The organism is Aeromonas sp. ANP5 (assembly GCF_963870295.1).
GTDB lineage: Bacteria > Pseudomonadota > Gammaproteobacteria > Enterobacterales > Aeromonadaceae > Aeromonas > Aeromonas veronii.
This window is the reverse complement of record NZ_CAWMRY010000026.1, coordinates 1-24560: the sequence shown is the minus strand read 5'-3', so window position 1 is coordinate 24560 and position 24560 is coordinate 1. Positions and strand designations below refer to the sequence as shown.

At 60.1% G+C, this 24560-nt stretch carries 19 protein-coding genes and 1 riboswitch; of the genes, 5 read left to right on the top strand and 14 right to left on the bottom strand.

The window, feature by feature from the left end:
- Positions 1-9 precede the first annotated feature (9 nt).
- Complete coding sequence (gene gppA, locus AACT07_RS14890; protein ID WP_069528582.1) at positions 10-1500, top strand: guanosine-5'-triphosphate,3'-diphosphate diphosphatase; 1491 nt, start codon at positions 10-12, stop codon at positions 1498-1500.
- A gap of 30 nt (positions 1501-1530) precedes the next feature.
- Positions 1531-1785, top strand: a complete 255-nt coding sequence (locus AACT07_RS14885) for a Rho-binding antiterminator (protein ID WP_069528580.1) — start codon at positions 1531-1533, stop codon at positions 1783-1785.
- 71 nt (positions 1786-1856) lie between these two features.
- Here the strand turns inward: AACT07_RS14885 and AACT07_RS14880 are convergent, their stop codons facing one another.
- The gene (locus AACT07_RS14880; RefSeq protein ID WP_069528577.1) at positions 1857-2606 is read right to left on the bottom strand and encodes a class I SAM-dependent methyltransferase; all 750 of its coding nucleotides are present in this window, start codon (positions 2604-2606) and stop codon (positions 1857-1859) included.
- A 76-nt stretch (positions 2607-2682) separates the two neighbouring features.
- Between AACT07_RS14880 and AACT07_RS14875 the strand changes: the two genes are divergently transcribed.
- Positions 2683-3423, top strand: a complete 741-nt coding sequence (locus AACT07_RS14875; RefSeq protein WP_042081324.1) for a substrate-binding periplasmic protein — start codon at positions 2683-2685, stop codon at positions 3421-3423.
- A 6-nt stretch (positions 3424-3429) separates the two neighbouring features.
- On the opposite strand, the gene AACT07_RS14870 is transcribed toward AACT07_RS14875, so the two are convergent.
- Both AACT07_RS14870 and prlC read right to left on the bottom strand, forming a co-directional pair.
- Complete coding sequence (locus AACT07_RS14870; protein ID WP_069528575.1) at positions 3430-5976, bottom strand: putative bifunctional diguanylate cyclase/phosphodiesterase; 2547 nt, start codon at positions 5974-5976, stop codon at positions 3430-3432.
- A 207-nt stretch (positions 5977-6183) separates the two neighbouring features.
- The gene (gene prlC, locus AACT07_RS14865; protein ID WP_069528573.1) at positions 6184-8226 is read right to left on the bottom strand and encodes an oligopeptidase A; all 2043 of its coding nucleotides are present in this window, start codon (positions 8224-8226) and stop codon (positions 6184-6186) included.
- A 437-nt stretch (positions 8227-8663) separates the two neighbouring features.
- Positions 8664-8749: riboswitch (cyclic di-GMP riboswitch) on the top strand.
- Between the two features lie 50 nt (positions 8750-8799).
- On the opposite strand from prlC, the gene AACT07_RS14860 reads away from it, so the two are divergent.
- Both AACT07_RS14860 and AACT07_RS14855 read left to right on the top strand, forming a co-directional pair.
- Positions 8800-10989, top strand: a complete 2190-nt coding sequence (locus AACT07_RS14860) for an immunoglobulin-like domain-containing protein (protein WP_069528571.1) — start codon at positions 8800-8802, stop codon at positions 10987-10989.
- A 168-nt stretch (positions 10990-11157) separates the two neighbouring features.
- The gene (locus tag AACT07_RS14855) at positions 11158-14664 is read left to right on the top strand and encodes a hypothetical protein (RefSeq protein ID WP_069528569.1); all 3507 of its coding nucleotides are present in this window, start codon (positions 11158-11160) and stop codon (positions 14662-14664) included.
- Positions 14665-14747: 83 nt separating this feature from the next.
- Here AACT07_RS14855 and hemB read toward each other — a convergent pair whose 3' ends face one another.
- The 11 genes from hemB to codB all read right to left on the bottom strand — a co-directional run bounded on the left by hemB (position 14748) and on the right by codB (position 24307).
- Positions 14748-15764, bottom strand: coding sequence for a porphobilinogen synthase (gene hemB, locus AACT07_RS14850; protein ID WP_069528567.1), 1017 nt, complete (start codon positions 15762-15764; stop codon positions 14748-14750).
- A 3-nt stretch (positions 15765-15767) separates the two neighbouring features.
- Complete coding sequence (locus AACT07_RS14845) at positions 15768-16553, bottom strand: TatD family hydrolase (protein WP_069528565.1); 786 nt, start codon at positions 16551-16553, stop codon at positions 15768-15770.
- Positions 16554-16741: 188 nt separating this feature from the next.
- On the bottom strand, positions 16742-17497 hold the full coding sequence (gene tatC / locus AACT07_RS14840; protein WP_005339388.1) for a twin-arginine translocase subunit TatC: 756 nt from the start codon (positions 17495-17497) through the stop codon (positions 16742-16744).
- Positions 17494-17958: a Sec-independent protein translocase protein TatB gene (gene tatB / locus AACT07_RS14835; RefSeq protein ID WP_069528563.1), complete on the bottom strand. Its 465-nt coding sequence runs from the start codon at positions 17956-17958 to the stop codon at positions 17494-17496. Before tatB ends, tatC begins: the two co-directional genes overlap by 4 nt.
- A 3-nt stretch (positions 17959-17961) precedes the next feature.
- The gene (tatA, locus tag AACT07_RS14830; RefSeq protein WP_069528561.1) at positions 17962-18213 is read right to left on the bottom strand and encodes a Sec-independent protein translocase subunit TatA; all 252 of its coding nucleotides are present in this window, start codon (positions 18211-18213) and stop codon (positions 17962-17964) included.
- 42 nt (positions 18214-18255) lie between these two features.
- Positions 18256-19896 carry a ubiquinone biosynthesis regulatory protein kinase UbiB gene (gene ubiB / locus AACT07_RS14825; RefSeq protein WP_069528559.1) on the bottom strand — a complete coding sequence of 547 codons (1641 nt, stop codon included), beginning with the start codon at positions 19894-19896 and terminating at the stop codon, positions 18256-18258.
- Complete coding sequence (locus AACT07_RS14820) at positions 19896-20504, bottom strand: ubiquinone biosynthesis accessory factor UbiJ (RefSeq protein ID WP_069528557.1); 609 nt, start codon at positions 20502-20504, stop codon at positions 19896-19898. Before AACT07_RS14820 ends, ubiB begins: the two co-directional genes overlap by 1 nt.
- An 8-nt stretch (positions 20505-20512) precedes the next feature.
- Entirely contained in the window at positions 20513-21265 is a 753-nt protein-coding gene (ubiE, locus tag AACT07_RS14815; protein WP_005342396.1) for a bifunctional demethylmenaquinone methyltransferase/2-methoxy-6-polyprenyl-1,4-benzoquinol methylase UbiE, read from the bottom strand.
- Between the two features lie 65 nt (positions 21266-21330).
- The gene (gene crcB, locus AACT07_RS14810) at positions 21331-21708 is read right to left on the bottom strand and encodes a fluoride efflux transporter CrcB (protein ID WP_005339378.1); all 378 of its coding nucleotides are present in this window, start codon (positions 21706-21708) and stop codon (positions 21331-21333) included.
- 95 nt (positions 21709-21803) lie between these two features.
- The gene (locus AACT07_RS14805; protein ID WP_069528555.1) at positions 21804-23069 is read right to left on the bottom strand and encodes a cytosine deaminase; all 1266 of its coding nucleotides are present in this window, start codon (positions 23067-23069) and stop codon (positions 21804-21806) included.
- A complete protein-coding gene (codB, locus tag AACT07_RS14800; RefSeq protein WP_069528553.1) occupies positions 23063-24307 on the bottom strand; it encodes a cytosine permease in 1245 nt (414 codons plus the stop codon). The genes AACT07_RS14805 and codB overlap by 7 nt, the downstream gene beginning before the upstream one ends.
- Positions 24308-24560 lie beyond the last annotated feature (253 nt).

Genomic DNA, 24560 nt, shown 5'->3' with positions numbered 1-24560 from the left:
ACAGGCCCGTTGCACAACTCGCCTCTCTATGCCGCCATCGACCTCGGCTCCAACAGCTTTCATATGCTGGTGGTGCGCGAGGTCGCCGGTGCTCTGCGCACCGTCGCCAAGGTCAAGCGCAAGGTTCGCCTCGCAGCCGGGCTCGATCCGGAATTTCGTCTCAGCCGTGCCGCCATGGAGCGGGGCTGGGACTGTTTGCGTCTCTTCTCCGAACAGTTGCAGGACATTCCGGCCGACAATATCCGGGTGGTGGGCACCGCAACCTTGCGGCTTGCTACCAACGTCGACGAATTCCTCAGCGAAGCGGAACGGGTACTCAACCACAGTATCGAGATCATCTCGGGCGAGGAAGAGGCCAAGACCATCTATGAAGGGGTCTCCTGGACCTCTGCCGGGGAAGGCAACCGGCTGGTGATCGACATCGGCGGTGCCAGTACCGAACTGGTGATTGGCGAGCACAGCGAAGCAAAACTGCTCAACAGCCTGCACATGGGCTGCGTCACCTGGCTCAACAATCACTTTGGTGATGGCGAGCTCTCCGAAGCCCGTTTCGAGCAGGCGATTGCTGCCGCCAAGGCGGTGCTGGAGAAGGTGGCGGACGATTACCGCGCCCTCGGCTGGCGTACCTGTGTCGGCGCCTCCGGCACGGTGCAGGCGCTGCAAGAGATCATGCTGGCGCAAGGGAAGAGCGAGCGGGTCACCCTGCCCAAGCTCCAGGAGCTGATGGGTCAGGCCATCGCCTGCGGCAAGCTCGACCGGCTGCAACTGGAAGGGCTGGCGGCCGAGCGGCTGACCGTATTCCCCTCCGGCCTCGCCATCCTGATCGCCATCTTCGAAACCCTCGATATCGAGAGCATGACCCTCGCGGGGGGCGCCCTGCGTGAAGGACTGATCTACGGTCTGCTTGGCAACAATCACGACTGTGATGCCCGGGATCGCACCGCCGACAGCCTGATCAGCCGCTATCAGCTGGATAAAGAGCACGCCGAACGGGTGCGCGATACCGCTGTCGAGGCGTTCAACCAGCTGCAACCGGCCTGGCGACTCTCCAAACGCTACGGTCGCCCGATCTTGCGTTATGCCGCCCTGCTGCACGAGATCGGCCTCTGTATCGAGTACAAGAAGGCGCCGCAACACGCCGCCTACATCATCGACAACATCGACATGCCGGGCTTTACCCCTGCGCAAAAGAAGCTGTTGTCGGCCCTGCTGTTCAACCAGCGGGACGAATTCAAGCTGGAACCACTGGAGAAACAGGGTGCAGTCACCGGTCGTCAGGCGATCCGGCTGGCCCGTATCCTGCGCATCGCGCTGATCCTCTGCATGCGCCGTACCCAGGGCACAGTGCCCAGCTTCACCCTGCAGGCAGAAGAGGAGTCACTGACCCTGACCCTGCCCAAGGGCTGGATGGATGAACACTACCTGCGCGCCAGCGAGCTGCGGCTCGAGGTGGAACGCCAGCAGAAGATGGGCTGGCCGACCCGAGTACAGGAAGCCTGACTCAGCAACCTGCCTGTTTTGGAGCCGATCATGCCGGATTATCAACCCATCAGCTGCGATCTCTACGACTGGCTCGAAATTGCTGCCAGCTGGCAACTGCCGGTGACCCTCACCAGCCGCGATGGTCGCCAGCGGGATGACAAGATCCGCACTATCGAAGCCAGCGAAGGGGTCGAGTATCTGCTGCTGCACAGTGGCGAGCGGCTCAGTCTGGCAGAACTGGCGACCCTGCGCCTGAACTGGCAAGGGGAAGAAATGCTGATCCGCTTCGCGCCAACCAACTGAATCCAATACGAAAAAGGAGGGCCAACATGACGTTGGCCCTCCTTTTTTGCATCCGCAACTCGCACCGACCGTTAACTCGCCACCAGCGCCGCCATCACATAGACATCGAAGCGGTTGCTCTTGGTCTCGATAGCCATGCTGGGCTTCTGTTCATTGAGCCAGCCGGCGTAGTCCGGCCGCTTCACCACCACCCGCTTCTCTGCCATTTGAAGCGCAGCTGGCAGCAGAGCATCAGCATCAAGATCCGGCCCCACCAGCGACTGGAACACCCGCATCTCCTTTTTCACCAACGCTGACTTCTGCTTGTGGGGGAACATGGGGTCAAGGTAGATCACCTCGGGCCGCTCCGGCAGCGCCAGCAGATTGTCCACCGCCGGGCCTTGCAGCAGGAGCATCCGCTCACTGACCCAGGAGCCAATCTCGGGATCCTGTGCCGCCCGCGCCAGCCCGTCCTGCAACAGGGCAGCGACCACGGGGCTGCGTTCGATCAGGGTCACCTTGCAACCGAGGGAGGCGAGCACGAAGGCATCGCGCCCCAGCCCGGCAGTGGCATCCACCACGGTCGGTGTGGCACCAGCCTTGAGCCCCACCGCCTTGGCGATGGACTGGCCCCGACCGCCGCCAAACTTGCGGCGATGCGCCACCGCCCCTTCCACGAAGTCCACATAGACGGCCCCCAGCTTGGGCTCATCCAGCTTGCGCAGTTCCAACCTTTCCGGGGTAAACACCAGGGCAAACTGGGGAAGGTCGAGCAGAGCAAGCTGGCTGGCCAGCGCGTCTGCCTGCGCGGCCTTGGCGGGGTCTTCGAGGAGAATTTGCATGGTCTTTGGATGCGTTCTAAGTTCAGTGAACCGAGTGTACCACAGCCCCTTCAAGTCGCTGTAGGGAGGAAATCCCATGAACCTGTTCATTGCCCTGCTCCTCGCCGCCCAGAGCGGCACAAACCTGAAGGTCTGCGGCGTAGACTGGCCTCCCTTTTCTTATGCCGAACAGGGCAACCTGAAAGAGGGCATTTCGGTGGAGATCCATCAAGAGGTGGCGCGCCGCCTTGGCATGAACCTCACCCTGCTTGAACTGCCTTGGGGACGCTGCGAGCAATATGTCAGCACCCAGCTGGCGGATGGCATTCTCGACAACGCCCCTCTCCCCGGTTGCTATCACTCTGACCTTGCCACCGCCTTCTATCCTCTGGCCGCCTATGTGCGTACCGACAGTCCGTTACAGAACTTCTCGTGGGAGATGGCCAAGGGGCTGAAAGTAGGGATGGTCAGGGGGTATGACTATACGGCCAAGATCAGGAACTTCACCGGCTGGGAGCCCATCAAGGTTCACTCCGACAAACAGCTGCTACTGATGCTGGAAAAGAGCCGGGTCGATATGATCATCCTGGACTACTTCTCTGCCCCCATTCTGTCGAGAGAGCAGGACGTCAGGATCCGCGCCCTCACCCCCTTTATCGATTCGACGCCGCTCTACCTCTGTTTTGGCAAACAGAAGGCTGACCTGCTGCCTGCCTACAACAAGGCGCTGCAACAGATGCAGGATGAGGGAGTACTGGATCGCATCTATTTGCGCTATCTCGGCGAGGATTACCGGACATTGAAAACCAAACAGGAACAGATGACATCGAAGGAGTAAGCGCCACTAGCTGATCTGCAGAAACATCCCTTTGTCATTGAGCTGCAGATATTCGGTGAGATCGTCATAGGCCAGCGGGCGGCTGAGCAGATAACCCTGGGTGAAGGCACACCCCTTCTGGCAGAGGAAATTGAGCTGCTCGCGGGTCTCTACCCCCTCGATTACCACCTGCATGCCGAGGTTGTGCACTATGTTGATGATGCCGTCGAGCAGCATCCGATCCTGCTCATTGAAGGGGATATGGCGCACGAAGGAGCGGTCGATCTTGACCAGATCGACCGGGAAGGTGCGCAGATAGTTGAGGGCCGAGTAGCCGGTACCGAAATCGTCGATGGCCAGCTTGCAGCCCGCCTCGCGCAGGGCATCGATCCGCACCCTGTGCTGATCGCTGCTCTCCATCAGCAGAGATTCGGTGATTTCGATGACGATGTCGGCAGGATCGAGCCCGAAGTGCTGGATCACCTTGAGCCACTCACTCGCCTCTGGGTCGATGGTCTGGAACTCCATGGTGGAACGGTTAATCGACATCTGCAGGTCAGGGAAGCCGGATTGCTGCAACCGCGCCAGATCCCGGCACGATTGCCACAATACCAGCGCACCCAGCCCCTGAATCAATCCCGCCTCTTCCGCCAGCGGAATAAACTCGGCAGGGGATACCTGCCCCCAGTGGGGGTGATACCAGCGCACCAGCGCCTCCAGCTTGGCGACCCGTCCACTGCGATTGTCCCAGATGGGCTGGTAGGCCATGGTCAGCAGCTCCAGCTTGATCGCTTCGGCCAAATCCTGCTGCATCTGGTGGCGCTGGCGCACCTCTTCCCGCATGGATGAGCAGTAGGCTCCGAGCAACCTTCCCTGCCGCTTGGCCGCAAACAGCGCCTGCTCGGCGTTGCGCAGCAGCTCGTCGCTCTCGCTGCCATCGACCGGGCAGAGGGTCATGCCGATGGTCGCGGTCACATAGAGGTGCTGGTTGGCCAGCATAAAGGGACGGGCAAAGCTGCCGATCACCTGCTTGGCAAACACCTCGGCCTGACGGCGGGTGACGATGCCGGGCACCAGGAACGCGAACTCATCGCCACCGATACGGGCCACCAGATCTTCGGTGCGCACCCGGCTCACCAGTCGATCCGACACCTCCCGCAACAGGGCATCGCCAGCATGGTGATCCATGCTGTTGTTGACCGCCTTGAAGTTGTTGAGGTCGAGCACCATGAGCGCGAAGCGCTCGCCCCGCTCGCAGAAGCGGGTGAGGCAGCGGCCAAACAGCCAGCGGTTGGGCAGGCTGGTAAGGTTGTCGTAGTTGGCCTGGGTCGCGATCTTCTGCTCGGCCACTTTGGTCTGGGAAAGATCGCTGAAAATGGCGATATATTGCTGGATTTTGCCAGCTTCACGCAGGGTGCTGATCATCAGCTGCTGCGGATAGAGCTTGCCATTCTTGCGCTTGTTCCACACTTCGCCACGCCACACCCCCACCCGCTCCAGCGCGTGGTACATGTCGGCATAGAAGGTCTGATCGTGCAGCCCGGACTTGAGCATGCTGGGACGTTGGCCCCGCACCTCGTCGCTGCTGTAGCCAGTGATCTGCTCGAAGGCCGGGTTGACCGAGATGATGCGGCTGTCGGCATCGCACACCAGAATCGCTTCGGAGAGGTTGTCGTAGACCCGGTGGGAGAGCTTGAGCTGCTCCGCATGACGCTTGAGGGGATCGATATTCTCCAGCAGCACCATCAGGTAGTCCGGCTGCTGCTGCTCGTCGCGGATCAGGGTGACAGTTACCCGCCCCCACAGGATCTCGCCCCCCTTGCAGAAGTAGCGCTTCTCCTGGGTGAAACTGCTGCGCTCGCCGCGCCGGATCTCTTCGTAGCACTCAAGGCTGCGCTGCCAATCCTCCGGGTGATTGATGTCGGAGATGGAGCGATGAAGCAGCTCGTCTAGGGGATAGCCCAACATCTTCTCGATAGCCGGATTGGCCCAGAGAATGCGGCCGGTGAGATCGAGCTTGCCGATCCCCACCGGGGCCTGAAACAGCATGCTCTGCAGCACATGAGGGGTATCAGGCAAGAGTTGCGGCAGCTGGCGTTGCAGCATCAGCGCCAGTTCGCGACCGGCCAGCGGCCCCAGCAACCGGAGCAGCCCCATCACCTTGGTCATATTGGCCTGCGGCTGACGATAGAGCAGGCAGCAGATACCTATGGTTTCGCCATCCGCATCCTTGAGGGCGATCCCGGCGTAGGCCTGGGCTTGCCACGCATCGGCAAGCGGCATCGCGGGGAACAGCTGCAACAGACGATCGCTGAACCAGGCTTCCCCCTCCTGCCAGGTAATGGCATCGGGAGAGTCAGTGATTGGCAGCGTCAGGGTATCGGGGTCAAGAGAGGAGGGATGGGCAGCCTGAACCGTAAGATGGGAAGCATTTGATTCCCTGCTGGCGATCAGGACGACATCAGCCATCACAGCAGCGGCGATTTCACTCACAAAGGTATCGAAATATCCCTGGCCGCTCGAATGAGCCAGACTTGAGATGATTTGATAGACGGAATCGAGTGCTCGCCTCATGGCAAGTGGCTTTCTCTCCTTGAAGGTTAGAACACGACTCTACTGAAGAGCTGTGAGCAGTGCAAATATGCAATCAGCAAGATATTAAAAAGCCTTGAAAAAAGGGACCAAAAGGTCCCTTTTTGTCGCAGAAATCACGACTCGATCCCACTATGCCGCAAAACAGTGTACCTGCTTGAAGCTCACACAGGCGGCGGGTCAGGAATCTCAGGCAGCGATCCCGCTGTGTCGCAACAGCGCATCCACCTTGGGCTCACGACCACGGAAGGCTCGGAACAGCTCCATCGGCTCCTTCGAGCCACCCTTCTCCAGAATATTCTTCAGGAAAGATTGGCCGGTGGCCGGGTTGAAGATCCCCTCCTCCTCGAAGCGGGAGAAGGCATCGGCAGAGAGCACCTCGGCCCACTTGTAGCTGTAGTAGCCCGCCGCATAGCCGCCCGCGAAAATGTGGGAGAAGCTGTGCTGGAAGCGGTTGAACGCCGGTGGCGTCATCACGGCTACCTGACTGCGCACCTCATCCAGCAGCGCCGGAAGCTGCGCCGGATTGGCCGGATCAAACTCCTGATGGAGACGGAAGTCGAACAGGGCGAACTCCAGCTGGCGCAGCATCTGCATGGCGGCCTGGAAGTTGCGGGCGGTTAGCATCTTCTCCAGCAGATCGGCAGGCAACGGCTCGCCGGTCTCGTAGTGGCCGGAGATAAAGGCCAGCGCCTCAGACTCCCAGCACCAGTTCTCGAGGAACTGGCTCGGCAGCTCTACCGCATCCCAGGCCACGCCGTTGATACCGGCGACACCGGCCACATCGATGCGGGTCAGCATGTGGTGGATGCCGTGGCCAAACTCATGGAACAGGGTGACCACTTCGTTGTGGGTGAACAGCGCCGGTTTACCATCCACCGGGCCGTTGAAGTTGCAGGTCAGGTAGGCCACCGGTTTTTGCAGCGAGCCATCCTGACGGTAGCGACGACCCAGACAGACATCCATCCAGGCCCCGCCCTGCTTGTGCTCGCGGGCGTAGAGGTCGAGGTAGAAGCTGCCGCGCAGCTCGTCGTCAGCATCGAAGATATCGTAGAAGCGCACGTCCGGGTGCCAGGTGTCGATGCCGAGGCGCTCGCGCACCTTCATGCCGAACACCCGCTTCACCACTTCGAACAGCCCCTTCACCACCTTGCGGGCGGGGAAGTAGGGGCGCAGCTGCTCGTCGGAGATGGAAAACTTGTGCTGTTTGAGCTTCTCGGCGTAGTAGGCGAGATCCCAGGCGGCCAGCTCGCTCTGACCGTGCTGCTCGGCGGCGAAGGCGCGGATCTCCTCCAGCTCGGCCTTGCCTTGCGGCAGGGATTTGGCCGCCAGATCGGTGAGGAAGCTCACCACCTGTTCGGTCTTGTCCGCCATCTTGGTGGCCAGGGAGAGCTCGGCATAGTTGGCAAAGCCCAGCAGCTGGGCCAGTTCGCGGCGCAGGGTGAGCAGCTCGCTCATGATGGCGGAGTTGTCCCACTTGCCCGCATTGGGGCCCTGATCGGAGGCACGAGTGGTGAAGGCTTCGTACATCTCGGCCCGCAGCTCGCGGTTGTCGGCATACATCATCACCGGCAGATAAGAGGGGATATCCAGCGTGAACAGCCACCCCTCTTTGCCCTTTAGCTCGGCCATCTGACGGGCAGCGGCACGCACGCTGTCGGGCAGACCGGCCAATTCGGCTTCATCGGCCACCAGCTTGTGCCAGCCCTGGGTCGCATCCAGCACGTTGTTGCTGAAACGGGAGGCCAGCTCGGAGAGGCGGGCCTGAATCTCGCCGTAACGCTGCTGCGCCTCGGCAGGCAGACCGATGCCGGAGAGGCGGAAGTCACGCAGGGTATTCTGGATCTCCTTGCGCTGGGCACCGCTCAGCAGCGGGAAATCATCGCTCTGGGAGAGGGCCAGATAGGCCTGATAGAGCCCTTCATGCTGACCGACATAGGTCTGGAATTCGGAGAGCAGCGGCAGGCAGGCATCATGGGCCTCGCGCAGCGCTTCGCTGTTGAGTACGGAGTTGAGGTGGCTGACCGGTGACCAGATCCGTGACAGGCGGTCATTTACCTCTTCCAGCGGGGCAATCAGGCTATCCCAGGTATGGGGATCACGCTGGGCCAGCACATCGCTGATCTTCTGCTTGCAGTCAGCAATCGCCTGAATCACGGCAGGCTGAACCTGCTCCGGCTTGATCTGGCTGAAAGGGGGCAGCGAATCCATTGTCAGCAAAGGGTTATTCATCCCGGTTACCTCTTGTTTGGTCTTGAACAGACCGCTTTAGCAGCTCTGTATGGCTTTCTAACATGTGGCCAAGCCACGCAATAATCAAGCGGGAATCCGCCGCAACCCTGTACTTTTCCAGCCATTGCGACCCGGATCTCTGCCGTTGCTGCAGTTTTGCCATCAACAGCCAGTAACAGAATGAATCTGTGGGCCTTTTTTGGCTCTTACCGCTACTTTCAAGGGGCAAAAAGTCGCCATTTACCGGCGCCACAGCTGCCAACCAAGTACCGTCATGCTCAATCATGGAAACGGACAAAATGTGGTAGCTGTAACAAATTATCAATATTTTTCAGTTAATTAGAATCAAAACCAACTATTGATTAATTTATTTTCAAGCATCTATCATAGGCAACCTGCCATGCAGGTCACTTGATTCTCTGTGCTGCACAGAAATCGGGTGAAAAAGGCAAAGTGACCCGAAAGGGCGCGACGCAAAGCCACCGGTCTAAGGGAAAACACCTATGACAGCGGGGCTGCCCCCGGGGACGTCCGGTCACAACCGACGCCCCATTTGCACCGTACGGAGAGACGATGAACAAACTCAAATTATCCCTGCTTGGCTGCCTGCTCGGCATGGGCGCCCCCATGGCATATGCCGCCAGTGCCGGTCAGGCGATGGTCAACCCCCAGTCCGGCGTAGTGGTCGGCTATTGGCACAACTGGTGTGACGGCTCGGGCTACAAGGGCGGTATCGCCCCCTGCGTCAAGCTCGATCAGGTCAACCCGCAATACAACGTGGTCGATGTCTCCTTCATGAAGGTGTATGGCAGCGATCCCATCCCCACCTTCAAACTCGACCCGGCCATCGGCATGAGCGAAAGCCAGTTTATCGAGCAGATCGCCGAGCTGAACCGTCAGGGCCGTGCCGTGCTGCTGGCGCTGGGCGGTGCCGATGCGCACATCGAGCTGCGCAAGGGTCAGGAGCAGGCCTTTGCCGACGAGATCATCCGTCTGGTGGAGACCTATGGCTTCGACGGGCTGGATATCGATCTGGAACAGGCCGCCATCACCGCCGCCGACAACCAGACCGTGATCCCGGCGGCCCTGCGGCTGGTCAAGGATCACTACCGCGCCCAGGGGAAAAACTTCCTCATCACCATGGCGCCGGAGTTCCCCTATCTGACCCAGACTGGCGCCTACGTCCCCTATATCCGCAATCTGGAAGGGTACTACGACTGGATCAACCCTCAGTTCTACAACCAGGGTGGCGACGGTATCTACATCGATGGCATCGGCTGGATTGCCCAGAACAACGATGCCCTGAAAGAAGAGTTCATCTACTACATGGCGGATTCGCTGAGCAACGGTACCCGCGGCTTCTACAAGATCCCCCATGACAAGCTGGTGTTCGGCATTCCGACCAACATCGACGCCGCCGCCACCGGCTATGTGCAGGATCCGCAGAAGCTCTACAACGCCTTCAACCGCCTGAAGAGCGAGGGGCAACCACTGCGCGGCGTGATGACCTGGTCCATCAACTGGGACATGGGCCGCAACGCCGCCGGTCAGTCCTACAACGAATCCTTCATCAAGAGCTACGGCCCCTTCATCCACGATCAGGAGATCACGCCGCCGGTAGACAACGGCAAGCCGGTGTTCAGCGGCCTGAGCGATACCCGCATCAAGCAGGGTACCGCCTTTGATCCGCTGGCAGGTGTCAGCGCCAACGACAAGGAAGATGGCGACCTGACTGGCCAGATCCAGGTGGAAGGCTCGGTAGACAGCCAGCGCATCGGCCTCTACCCCCTCACCTACAAGGTGAGCGATCGCGACAACAACGTCACCGAGCAGGTACGTACCATCGAGGTCTACAGCATGAAGCCGGTGTTCAGCGGTGTCACCGACACCACGCTGGAACTGGGTACCGCTTTCGATCCGATGACCGGCGTCAGCGCCCATGATGAAGAAGATGGCGACCTGACCGCCCAAATCAAGGTCAGCGGCAACGTCGACAGCAGCAAGGTCGGCCGCTACACCCTCACCTATCAGGTGAGCGACAGCGCCGGTCAGCAGGTAACCCAGCAGCGCAACGTGACCGTCAGGGAGCAGGGCGCCGTCTGTGAAAACAGCTGGGATGCCAAGAAGGTCTACGTGGGCGGCGACATCGTCAGCCACAACGGCAAGAACTGGCTGGCAGGCTGGTGGACCCAGAACGAAGAGCCGGGCACCACGGGTGACTGGGGCGTCTGGCGCGTACAAGGCGACAGCGACTGCGGCGGCACAACGCCCCCCGCAGAAGGCAGCAGCGACTTCACCGTCAGCGCCATGGCGAGCGAGTACACCATAGTCAACGGTCAGGTCAGCATCCGCTTCAACCTGACCACCGCCAACCCGGTCCAAATCACCGCGACTCTGGAGCAGAGCGGCTACAGCCACGGTACCACCAGCAGCCAGGTGAACGGCACCAGCACCCTGGTACTGCAGGGCAGCAATGTGACCGATGGCAGCTACGAAGTAGTCATCACCGGTCTGGCAGATGGCCAGCAGCCGGTGGTACAGCGCTTCCCGGTTGCGCTGACCGAAGAGAGCAACGGCGGTAGCGAAGGTGACTACCCGGCCTACGCCCCCAACACCGGCTATCAGGCCGGTGATCGGGTCAGCAATGCCGGTGGCAACTACGAGTGCAAACCCTGGCCCTACAGCGGCTGGTGTGGCGGCTCGACCAGCCATTATGCACCGGGTACCGGCTCTGCCTGGAGCGATGCCTGGATCAAGCTCTGACCTTGCCCCAACCACTAACGGGGGCCGACAGGCCCCCGCCCATATCTTGCCCGTCGGCCACGCTGCCGATGGGCAGGATGCACTGACCCGGACGGGTTAGCCCCTCTCTTTTACATGCTTGCCAACCACCAAAAAACATCCAACAACAACCAAGATAAGGAAATCACCATGCCAAGAACCACCAAGCTTGCCACCCTGCTCGGTTTGCTGCTGTCGGCCCATGTCGTGGCCGATGAGCGCGAACAAGCCTATTTCAAACAAACCTATCAGGAACACTACGAGCAGATGACGGCGCGCCTCGCCGCGCTGCATCAGAGTGCGGCTGACGAGCAGAACGTGATCATCAAGGATGGCAAGCGCCACCTTGCCATCAACGGCCTGCTCTACCCGCTGACAGCGGATAACCACATCCTGTTCGATCTGCCCAAACCCCACTTTTTCAACGAAACAGCCATTCGTAACGTCTTTGATTTCTTCGATGAGGAGTGGGAGCTGACCTGGTACGACGGTGGGGTCGTAGCGGTCAACAAACGCTTTGGCAACTATGACTACGGCAACGGCTGTCTGCTGGAGTACTTCCCCCACGGCCAGATCCAGAATGGCGAACGCACCCGGGTAGTGATGGAGACCAGCTCCTGCAGCGTCAACTCGTTTGCCACCTCGCTGCAATATCTGGACAAAGGCGAGGAGCTGGCGGCCGACCAGCTGGGGCTGGACGCCAGCCTGATCACGGCGGTCGAGCGCTATCAGGATCGGCTCTATGTCAGCCAGAACGGCAATCCGGGCCATGTGGCCATTATCGATATCCCGAGCCGCCAGCAGATTGGCGAGATCCGCGGCACCGAAACCGGCAGTGCCACGGCCTACAACCAGGTCAGCGAACTGTTTGTCCGCAACAACCTGCTCTACGTGGTCTCGCGCTACTCGCACCGGGTCGATATCTTCGATCTGGCCGACGAGCATCGCTATGTCACCACCCTGGGAACCGGTCGGGATTCCGGCAGCAACAGCCTGCACCGCGCCCAGGCCATCTTTGCCAATCAGGATTACGTGCTGGTGGCCGATGCGCTGAGCGAGATCAAGGTCTACCGCCAGCAGGATGTGACGCCGGAGAACAGCCTCAAGACCCCCATCGCCGGTCGGCTCGCCTTTGAAGGAAAATACAGCCACCGTCTGGTGCAACTCCATCAGGTGGGTGACTATCTGCTGGCCCACACCGCCGGCAAAAACTACTACATCTATGACCTCCGCAAACTGGCTGATGCCATCGCCAGCAACACCCCGCTGGCGCCTGAGCAGGTGATCGCCGACAGCAATCTGCAAAAAATCGACATGGATGGCGATCGACTGGTGGTGAACTTCAAGGACCGCATCGAATGGCATGATGTCGATACCCTGATCGCCAACGACTTTCAGTTCAAGAACCCGACCTTTACTGTCCGGGAGATCAACCAGCAGCCTGTGGCGGCGCTGAAAGATCTCCAGCTGGCGGGCTCGGCGCTTGTCACCGCCAACGAACGCGGCCTGGGTTTCAACCAGCAGCTGAGCAAGGAGATCAGCTTCACGGCCGACGAGCAGTTGCCGGCTCGCCCGCTGATCTTCGATCAGCTGATGCCGGCCACAGTCAGCTACATACTGCGCAATGACGAACCCTACGAGGTGCTGATCGATCGCGCCCAGCGTTCGGTCAACATCAATTCGCTGGTCAAGACCGAGCTGCTTGATAACGACACGGTGCGCATCACCAACTATGCCGCCAGAGAGCTGCATGACATCAATATCGAGTCACGCCTGAACGGTATCAACAAGTGGCTGATCCTGGGCCAGCTCGATCGCCTGCCCGCCTATGCCCAAATCACCCTGCCACTGAGCGCCTTTGGCGAGCAGGGACGCTTCAACAGCGCCAGCCGCGATGGCGTGTTTGATCTCAACAACCTGCTCGACAACAGCATCAATCTGCCTGCCCAGTTCGAGCACAGGTTCAGCTCCAACTCGGATCCGTTTGCCCAGAAGCTGGCACGCCTCAAGCCAAGCTGGAACGTGCGCTTCGCCACCAACACCAGCGGCTCCTGGCGCCCTATCAATGCCCTCTACGCCCGCGAGTGGCTGATCATCGCCACCAACCTGGCCTACATGGTCTCGACCGAGGAGTTCAAACACGTCTGGTACAACTTCAAGGCGGTGAACGGCTACGAGATGTTTGGCAATGGCGGTAACAGCTATGTGCCGAACGGGATCTTTACGGCCGCCGATTATGACTACTACTACCACAGCCTGATGAAGCGCCCCTACCTCAACCTGGGGATCACCGCCATGGGGGGCGGGCTGGGGAGTGGTGGCATCACCGGGGTCGATACCTTTAACTTTGTCAGCCACTACTACGGCGGCTGGGGCATCATTGCCCACGAATTTGGACACGGCTTCGATGGGAAGTCCTACAGCCATGAGAGCGCGTTTGCCCGTGGCAGCCACGGCTGGCATCCGCTGATGACGGGTATGGCCAACTACCATATCCGCAAGGGCGACCTGCCCTATCTGGACGATGATCTCAACGGTTTCCACAAGCCGGAAAACGACATCTATCGCTACAACTCGGTCAGCCAGGGGGCTCGCAAGCACCGCGCTGACAGCCACATGTACTATACCGACCACTACTTCATGCAATTCTCCACCATGCCGCAAGGCTGGGTAGCCAACGGCAGCGACTTCAGTGCCGGGCAGCTGGCGGCCCTGAACAATCAGGAGCGACTGCTGATGGGATGGATCCCCAAAGAGTCGGAGAAAGGCAATCTCTGCCGGTTCACCTTCCAGGATGGCGAGCAGTACTACGGCTACGTCGAACAGCAGGCTGATGGTCTGCTCTGTGATGCCGGATCCCTGATCCGTTATCGTCAGCCCGATGGCCAGTTTGTGCCGCTGGTCTCGGCCATCAACCAGTTTGACTGGCTGTCACTCCACCACAAGGGCAAGCTGGATCAGCCAGTGCTGCACCAGAATGGTCGCCAGCTCTGCTACAAGAATGTGGCGGGCTTTTACGGTATCGGCTTCGTCAATGACAACAAACAGTGCACCCAGTTGCCCAATGTCTATCAGACCAATGGCAAGCACTGGCTGACCAGCTCCGGCTGGACCGGTCTGACCTACCTGAGCGGAGACTTCATCCTGCCCACTACCGGTAGCAGCAGTGACTTCACCGTCACCGATCTGGCGGCCGAATATCTCATCGTCAACGGCGCGCTCGACTTCAGTCTGACGCTGACCACCGCCAACCCGGTGACCGTCACCGCGACCCTGTTGCAGGATGGCAATCCGGTCGCCACCGGCAGCGCCCTGATCGATGGTCAGGGTTCCCTGCAGCTGGCACAGTCTGGCCTTGCGGCAGGCAGTTACGAGCTGTTGTTGGCGGGCATGGCAGAGGGAAGCAAGCAGGGCTTCGAGCGCCGCTTCACCCTGGCATTGGTGGAACAGGCTCCGGGTGGTGACAGTGACGGTGGTAACGGCAGCTACCCGGCCTATGTTGCGGGCACCGCTTATCAGAGTGGCGAACGGGTCAGCAATAACGGTGGCGACTACGAGTGCAAACCCTGGCCCTACAGCGGCTGGTGTGGCGGCTCGACCAGCCACTATGCGCCGGGTACCGGCAGCGCCTGGAGCGATGCCTGGATCAAGCTGTAATCAGCCGCTCGTTACCAAAAGAGAGCCATAACGACAGAGGGGGAGCCATCGGCTCCCCCTCTCGTTTTTCTCTTCAACCCGGCTTAACGGGCATCTTCCTTCAACCACTGCGCTACGCGCTTGGCGAAGTAGGTGAGGATGCCATCAGCCCCGGCCCGCTTGAAGCAGAGCAGGGACTCCATGATGGTCTCCTTCTCTTTCAGCCAGCCGTTCTGGATCGCCGCCATGTGCATGGCGTACTCGCCGCTGACCTGATAGGCGAAAGTCGGCACGCCGAACTGATCCTTCACCTGACGAACCACGTCCAGATAGGGCATACCCGGCTTGACCATCACGCTGTCGGCTCCTTCCTGAATATCCAGCGCCACTTCGTGCAGGGCTTCGTTGCTGTTGGCCGGGTCCATCTGATAGGTAGCCTTGTTGCTCTTGCCGAGGTTGCCGGCAGAGCCAACCGCATCGCGGAACGGGCCGTAGTAGCAGGAAGCGTACTTGGCGGAGTAGGCCATGATCTGGGTGTTGATGAAGCCATTCTCTTCCAGCGCAGCGCGGATGGCGCCGATGCGGCCATCCATCATGTCGGACGGCGCGACGATATCGACCCCGGCCTCGGCGTGGGAGAGCGCCTGCTTGATCAGGATCTCGGTGGTGATGTCGTTCAGCACATAGCCTTCGTCATCTATGATGCCGTCCTGCCCGTGGGTGGTGAACGGATCGAGCGCCACGTCGGTGATGACCCCGAGCTCCGGGAAGCGGGCCTTGAGGGCACGCACGGTGCGCTGGGCCAGCCCGTTCGGGTTGTAGGCCTCTTCCGCCATCAGGCTCTTGCTCTCCAGCGGAGTCACCGGGAACAGGGCAATAGCTGGTACGCCCAGCTCCACCAGCTCGGCAGCCTCTTCCAACAGCAGATCGATGGAGAGACGCTCTACCCCCGGCATGGAGGGAACGGCTTCCCGACGGTTCTCCCCTTCCAGCACAAACACCGGATAGATGAGATCGTTGACGGTCAGTACGTTCTCGCGCACCAGACGACGGCTGAAATCATGTTTGCGCAGACGGCGCAGGCGGCGGTCCGGAAAGGCGCCCGGAAGAGTTGTAGCCATGAATCACTCCTGGAGAGGAAGTTGGAAGAACGCGGCGGAGGTGGCCCGGGTATGGGCCAACAAGGCCTCGGGCGCTTCACCACGACAGGCCGCCACCACCTGGGCGATGTGCGGCAAAAAAGCGGGTTCGTTGCGTTTTGGGCGCGGTTTCAGATCTCGCGGCACCAGATAGGGGGCATCGGTCTCGATCATCAGCCGACCGGCCGGAATACGCGCTACCTGTTCGCGCAGCAGCTGACCACGGCGCTCATCGCAAAGCCAGCCGGTCACCCCGATATGCAGCCCCAGCGCCAGACACTCGTCCAGCTCCTCATCGGAGCCGGTGAAGCAGTGCAGCACGGCTCCCGGCAGTTTCGGCAACCAGGGACGGAGGATCTCGATAAAACGGGCGTGGGCATCGCGACAGTGAAGGAACACCGGCATCCCGAGTTCGGCGGCCAGCGCCAGCTGGGCATCGAATACCGCATCCTGCACCGGGCGGGGGGAGAAGTCGCGGTTGTAGTCGAGGCCGCACTCGCCGATAGCCACCACCTGCGGCAGTGCCGCCAGCTCGCGCAAGGCGGGCAGGGTCGCCTCATCGACACTCTTGGCATCGTGAGGATGCACCCCGGCGGTGGAGAAGCAGTAGCCCGGCCAGCGGGCGGCCAACTCTGCGCTCTCGCGGCTGCCAGTCAGATCGGTACCGGTGAGGATCAGCGCCTCCACTCCGGCGGCACGGGCACGGGCTACCAGCTCAGGCTGTTCACCGACGAACTGGCTGCTGGTCAGGTTTAAACCGATATCGATCATGGAATGAGACGTTCCGAACAAAAGGAATACATATCAGGTATTTGAAAACCATCTACCGAATGGGGTCTTACCATACGCCTCGAACGGGAGCATGAAAAGAGGAAGGGAGCCTCAGCTCCCCTCGTTCTGCCATTCCTGCGGACTTCGTCATCCTCTCGCCGTCCGGCAAACAGGTGACGAACAGAGCCTCAGCTCTCCCCATCCGGTTGTTCCTGTTGCTCTTCATCTTCTTTCTTCACGTAGAAGCGGGCAAAGAACAGACCTATCTCCCACAGCGCCCACATCGGGATGGCGAGCAGGGTCTGGGAGAAGACATCAGGCGGCGTCAGCAGCATGCCGACCACAAACACCCCGACGACGACGTAGGGACGTTTCTCCTTCAGGTTTTGCGGTGTGGTCACGCCAGTCCAGCAGAGCAGTATGGTGGCCACCGGAATTTCGAACGCCACCCCGAACGCGAAGAACAGGGTCAGTACGAAGTCCAGATAGCTGGCGATATCGGTCGCCACCGTCACCCCGGCAGGGGCGGTACTGGTGAAGAAACCGAACACCAGCGGGAACACCACGTAGTAGGCGAACGCCATCCCCGCATAGAACAGCAGGGCGCTGGAGACCACCAACGGCATGATCAGGCGCCGTTCGTGCTGGTACAGACCGGGGGCGATAAAGGCCCAGGCCTGATAGAGCAGATAGGGGATCGCCACGAAGAAGGAGACCACCAGCGTCAGCTTGATCGGCGTCAGGAAGGGGGTCGCCACATCCGTCGCTATCATGCTGGTCCCTTCCGGCAGCTGGCTGAGCAGCGGCTGGGCCACGAAGTCGTAGATATTGTTGGAGAAGTAGATCAGCGCCAGAAACACCACGAGGATGGCGGTAATGGAACGCAGCAAGCGGGTTCTCAGCTCAACCAGATGGCTGATCAGGGGTTGTTCGGCCTGACTCATGGCTTCACCTCCCCTTTTACTGCGGAGTCGCTGACCGACACCGACTCACTCTCCCGCTGGCTGTTGACCGGCGGCACGTCGTGGCTCAGTTGCACCGCAGGCTCAACCGGCGTGGCAGGCTCAGCCTGGGCGACCGGCTCGGGGCGCGGCGGACGGATCTCGTTCTCCACCTGATAGGGGCGATTGACCGACTGGGCCGCCGCTTTGAGCTGTTCGATGGACTCCTGCAGCTCGGGGCTCAGGTTGCTCATCTGCAACTGTTCGGCCTTCTTGAGGTCGTTATGCAGCTCTTGCAACTTGAGCTCCTGCTCCAGCTCGGACTTGACCGAGTTCGCGGTCGAACGAATGAGGCGGATCCAGTGGGTAGCCGTGCGGATGGCAACCGGCAGCCGCTCGGGCCCCAGTACCACCAGTGCTACCACACCGATAACGACCAGCTCCCAAAAACCGATATCGAACATGGCTTAGGCCTGGTCTTTGTCTTTCTGCTTGGCGGGCTCACTGCTCTGAGTGGCCGCTTCGTTCAGCTGTTTCGGGGGAAACTCGGCATCTTTCTGCTCGGCCTTGGCATCAGCCGGCTCGTCGGAGAGGGCTTTCTTGAACCCTTTGACCGCCGCGCCCAGATCACCGCCAATGCCGCGCAGTTTCTTGGTACCGAACAGCAGCACGACGATGACTGCAATGATCAACAATTGCCAAATACTGATACCACCCATGATTTTCTCTCCAGAACAGGCGCCTGACGGCGCGGTTGTTGATTAATGGGAACGGGTTCGCAACCAGCCGACCAGCCAGCAGAGGGCTGCACCGGCGAGACTGGCTTGTCCCCACTCAATGTGTTGTTTTTGGGTCAGCAAGAATACACCCGCCAATAGCAGGCTGGCTCCAACCCCTAAGAGGTAGCGGGCCTGCCCCTGCCGACGGCTGTGACGGCGGAACTCGGCAAACATCTGGTCGAAATGACGCTGCTGATGACGGGTCTGACGCAGGGTCTCATAGACCAGCTCCGGCAGCTCCGGCAGCTTCTCCGCCCAGAATGGCGCCTTCTCCTTGATGGCGTTCAATACCGACTTGGGCCCGACCTGTTCGTGCATCCAGTTCTCGAGGAACGGCTTGGCGGTCTGCCACAAATCGAGCTGCGGGTAGAGCTGACGCCCCAACCCTTCCACATAGAGCAGGGTCTTTTGCAGCAGCACCAGCTGCGGCTGCACCGTCATATGGAAGCGACGCGCGGTGTTGAACAGGTTGAGCAGCACGTGACCGAACGAGATCTCGGAGAGCGGCTTCTCGAAGATGGGCTCCAGCACGGTGCGGATGGCGAACTCGAACTCGTCCACCTTGGTATCTGACGGTACCCAGCCCGACTCCACGTGCAGCTCCGCCACGCGGCGATAGTCACGGTTGAAGAAGGCGAGGAAATTCTCCGCCAGATAGCGTTTGTCTTCCCGATTGAGGGTACCGACGATACCGCAGTCGATGCCGATCCAGAGCGGGTTTTCCGGATGTTCGTAAGAGACGAAGATGTTGCCCGGGTGCATATCGGCGTGGAAGAAGCTGTCGCGGAACACCTGGGTGAAGAAGACCTCTACCCCGCGCTCGGCCAGCAGCTTCATGTTGGTGCCGTTGGCTTCCAGCGCTGGAATGTCGGAGACCGGAATACCGTAGATGCGCTCCATCACCAGCACCTGCTCGCGGCAGAGATCGGTGATGATTTCAGGCACATAGAGCGCCTCGGAGCCGGTGAAATTGCGCCGTAGCTGGATGGCGTTGGCCGCTTCGCGCATCAAATTCAGCTCGTCGAGGATGGTCTTGCGATACTCCTCCACCACCTCGATGGGGCGCAGTCGCGCGCTCTGGGGCACAAAACGGGCCACCAGACGGGCCAGCGCCTGCATCAGTCGCAGGTCGGCCTCGATGACAGGCTCGATGTCGGGACGGATCACCTTGATGACGATCTCGCGGCCACTCTCCTTCAAGCGGGCGGTATGCACCTGCGCGATGGAAGCCGACGCCAGCGGCGTCTCGTCGAAGTCGTCAAACAGGGTTTCGATGGGACAACCCAGGCTCAGCTCGATCTGCTGGCGCGCCGCCTGACCACAGAAGGGGGGCACCCTGTCCTGCAGCAGGGCCAGCTCTTCGGCGATATCCGGCGGCAACAGGTCGCGGCGGGTCGAGAGCATCTGGCCAAACTTGATGAAAATGGGGCCGAGAGCCTCGAAGGCGAGGCGGATGCGGGCTCCGCGGCTGAGCTCCGGTTGCCTGTTCTTGAGCCAGAACAGGGAGCGACGGGCCAGACGACCCGGCCAGGGTTGATAGCGGGCCGGCACCAGTTCGTCGATGCCCTGCTCCAGCAGGATGGTGATGATGCGATAGAGGCGTTTGAACTCCTTCGGGGTCATCAGGTCACCTGCTGTTCGAAGCGGGCCAGCCGCAGTTCGACGGCCTTGAGCTGCTGGGCCAGCACCTCGACGTCATCGTTGAAACTCGCAACTTCCAGCGGACCGGGGGCTAGGCGGGCCTCTTCGGTCAGATATTCCGCCAGCTGGCTGCGGGTGCGGCACAGCTCGCGACCGAGCAGGCGACGCGCCTGACGGGCACCGCTGAACAGGGTGTGGGCCAGCACGTCGCCGGTATAGCGCGACAGCTCCTCTTCCCAGTCGATATCCAGCTCACCCAATAGCACGCTGAATGCCTGTACCAGCTGGGGATCACCGCTCAGATCCAGCTTCTCCTCGCGGATATAGCGGGTCAGGGCGGACGGGTCTTTCAGCAGACCGAGGGCGGTCAGCGACAGGCTGAGCACCGCATCGGCCTCCCCTTCATGCTGGGCCAGCACATCCAGCCGACGCTCGGAGAAGACAAACCAGAGTGGCTTGAGTTCACGCAGCTCCAGCTTGAGCACCTTGCCCACCAGTTTGCGCAGCCGCTCCGGGCTCTGTTTGTCCAGCGCCAGCAACTGGTTGAGGCTGGTTTCGATCACCGCGGTGACCATGGCATCCATCGGCATAGGCAACCTTAAAACTTGTAACCGCGGTGCAGGGCGACCACACCCTGGGTCAGATTGAAGTATTCCACCTGCTCGAAACCGACATTTTCCATCATGCCAGCCAGGGTCTGCTGATCCGGGTGCATGCGGATGGACTCTGCCAGATATTTGTAGCTTTCACTGTCGTTCGCGACGATTTCGCCCATTTTCGGCAGCAGTTTGAAGGAGTAGAGATCATAGAGCTTGGCGATCACTTCGCTGACCGGCTTGGAGAACTCCAGCACCAGCAGACGGCCACCCGGCTTGAGCACCCGGAACATGGAGGCGAGCGCCTTGTCCTTGTCGGTGACGTTGCGCAGGCCGAAGCCGATGGTAATCACATCGAAGTGGTTATCGGGGAAAGGGAGCGCCTCGGCATTGGCCTGCACGTAGGAGACGTTGTTGGCGACCCCCAGATTGCGCAGCTTGTCGCGGCCCACTTTCAGCATGGAGTCGTTGATATCCGCCAGTACCACCTGACCGGTCTCGCCGACGATGCGGGAGAACTTGGCGGTCAAGTCACCGGTACCACCGGCCAGATCCAGCACCTTCTGGCCCTTGCGCACACCGGAACAGTCGATGGTGAAGCGCTTCCACAGGCGGTGGATGCCGAACGACATCAGATCGTTCATCAGATCATACTTGGCTGCCACCGAATGGAAGACACCTGCTACCAGAGTTTCCTTCTCGGTCGCGGCCACGGTTTTAAAGCCAAAATGCGTTGTCGTTGCTTGTTCTGACATCCCTTAAACACCCATAGAGCAAAGAATGGCCGCCAGTTTACCAGAGCCACTGGCGTCCGGACACCTTAAACCCGGCTCGCAACCAACTGCATGCCCAGCACCACCATGGCCAGACAGAGGAAGAGATTGAGACCGATATTGAGCAGCGCTTTCAGATAGGCCCCATGTTGAGCCAGCACCACCGTATCGAGGGCAAAGGAAGAGAAAGTAGTCAGGGCTCCGAGGATCCCCACCATCAGCAGCGGCTTCATCGGGTGTTCTACCACATGACCATGACTGATGAGGGCGAACGCCACCCCCATGATGAAAGAGCCCACCACGTTGACCACCAGAGTCCCGTAAGGAAAGTGGCGCCCCAGCAGCAAGGCCATCAGTTCGGCAATCCCAAAACGAAGGCAGGCGCCGATGGCGCCCCCTGCAGCAACATAGAACCAGGTTTGCATGGTGTCACTCCCTCAGGGTCAGGCCGCCATTATGTCGCAATGGCGGCCCTTGTGCCCAGAGGCGGAACTAATCGACATCCCGCCTGATTGAAATCTCAGCGGCGAAAATCGATCGGCTCTGGCTCACCCAGCACGATCTCGGTCTGGGCCGGGCGGGTCTGGGCAATCACCTTGCCGTGGCGGATCGAGTAACGCACCGGCACCTGACGGCGCACCGCATCGAAGCCGTTGTCGGCAGGCAGGATCAACAGGTTGGCCGGTTTGCCCACCTCGATACCATAGCGATCCTGCACATTCAGGGTGCGGGCGCTGTGGCTGCTGATCAGCTTCAGACCGTCGTTGATCTGCTCGTAACCCATGATCTGGCAGACATGCAGCCCCATGTGCAGCACCTGCAACATGTTGGCAGTGCCCATGGGATACCAGGGATCGAACACGTCGTCGTGACCGAAGCAGACGTTGATGTTCGCCTCCAGCATCTCCTTCACCCGGGTAATGCCGCGGCGTTTGGGATAGGTATCGAACCGCCCCTGCAGGTGAATGTTCACCAGCGGATTGGCCACAAAGTTGATGTCCGCCATCTTGAGCAGACGGAACAGGCGGGAAGCATAGGCGCCGTTGTAGGAGTGCATGGCGGTGGTGTGGCTGGCGGTGACTCTATGACCGATACCCCGCTCGTAGGCCAGGGTTGCCAGCGTCTCGATGAAACGAGACTGCTCGTCATCGATCTCGTCGCAGTGCACATCGACCAGAACCTGATACTTTTCGGCAAGATCGAAGATGTAGTGCAGACTTTCGACCCCATATTCTCGGGTAAACTCGAAGTGGGGGATCGCGCCAATCACGTCGGCACCCAGCTTGAGCGCCTCCTCCAGCAATGCCTTGCCATTCGGGTAGGAGAGGATCCCCTCCTGCGGGAAGGCGACGATCTGCAGCTCGACCCACTCCTTCATCTCCTCCCGCACCTCCAGCATCGCCTTGAGCGCCACCAGATTGGGATCGGAGACATCGACGTGAGTACGGACGAACTGGATGCCGTTGGCGATCTGCCACTTCAGCGTCTGGATGGCGCGCTGTTTCACATCCTCATGGGTCAGCAGCGCCTTGCGTTCGGCCCAGCGCTCGATCCCCTCGAACAGGGTGCCGGAGAGATTCCAGCTCGGCTCACCGGCCGTCTGGGTGGTATCGAGGTGAATGTGGGGTTCGATAAAGGGGGCGATAGCCAGACCGCACTCCCCGTCCAATACCCGACCGGCGACGGCATGTTCGTCATGGGGTTCGATGGCGGTGATGACCCCATCCTGACAGCGGATCTGCCACAACCCTTCCCGATCGGCCAAACGAATATGTTGAATCAGCATTTGTTAGCTTCCTGTACCAGAACCGGCCGCTGGGTGAGGCGAACCAGAATGAAATAGGTGAAGGCGGCGCCCAATACCGCGTTGAGTGGCACTATGCCCGGTAGCCACTTGCCGACAGCCACCCCGACTGCCGTAGCAACCAGCGCCTGCCAGCGCACCGTCTCGAACTGCTGATCGGCAAACTGACGGTAACGCTCACGATTGAGCAGGAAATCCATGATGATAATGCCACCGATCGGCGGAATTGCCGTACTCAAAAAGGCCAGCCAGCCGACAAAGTTGTTGTAAAGCCAGAGGGCACAGGCGGTACCGACTAGGCCGTTGATCACGCTGAGCGGCTTGCTCTTGAGGCCGGTAATGTTGGCAAAACCGAGGCCGGAGGCATAGAGCGCGTTGTCGTTGGTGGTCCAGATATTGAGGCCCAGCACCAGAATGGCGGGGATCAGCAGTCCCTGCATCAGCATCACTTCCGAGATATCGGCCTGACCGGTCACAGCCGCACCGGCTGCGCCGAAGACGAACATCAGAGTGTTGCCCAAAAAAAACGCCACCATGGTAATCATGACGGCGCCCCAGGGTTTGCGACCAAACCGAACAAAGTCGGCGGTCAGGGTTCCTGCACTGATAAAGGAACCGACCACCATGGTCAACGCCGTGGTGAACTCGATGGGATTGCTTGGTTGCACCTGCTGCAATGCAGCCATGCCCCCGGTCGAGGTCACCGCCAGCCAGACCGAGTAGCCGCCAAGCAGAGCAATGGCCGGTACGGCCACAAAGCTCAGCACCATCAGGGCGGAGATCCCGAAGTAGACGGTTACCGTCATCAAAATGCCCGAAATGGCGATCAACCAGTTCACATCTATGCCGGTCGCCTTCTGCACCGGCAGGGCAAACATCGCCACGCCAACGCCAAACCAGCCGACCTGAGTACCGCCCAGCAGCAGGGACGGCAGCCAGGAACCTTTCACCCCAAACGAGTAGCGCGCCAACAGATGGGTAGAGAGACCGGTTGAAGCACCGATATAACCGAGACAGGCAGTGTAGATCCCCAGCAGCAAATTGCCGAGCAGTACCGCCTTGATGAAATCATCGAACACCAAGCCGGTGCCCAGCGCACCACCGGTCCACATGCTGGCAGAGAAGAAGGTCAGGCCGAGCATCACCAGCATCAGCGACAGCACACCTTTGCGCCCCTTGGCGGGAACAGCCCCCAAACAGTATTCGTTATCCTGCGCCATGCTCTTTCTCCACGTAATAGGCAAAACGCGCCGGATTTTACATGTAAAACGTTTTACGTCAATCAATCATGGTTAAATCTCTGGATAAAACCATCAATAGCAGTCAAATGAGTAACACACCGGGACTCAAATCAGCAGATAAACTGTGTCGACTGCAAGCAGAGGGGGGTTGCGGGAATAGGGAATGTAGGGGGATATAAGAAAACTGACAGATGCAAAAAAGCCTCCCTTTTCAGGGAGGCTTTCTATTTAA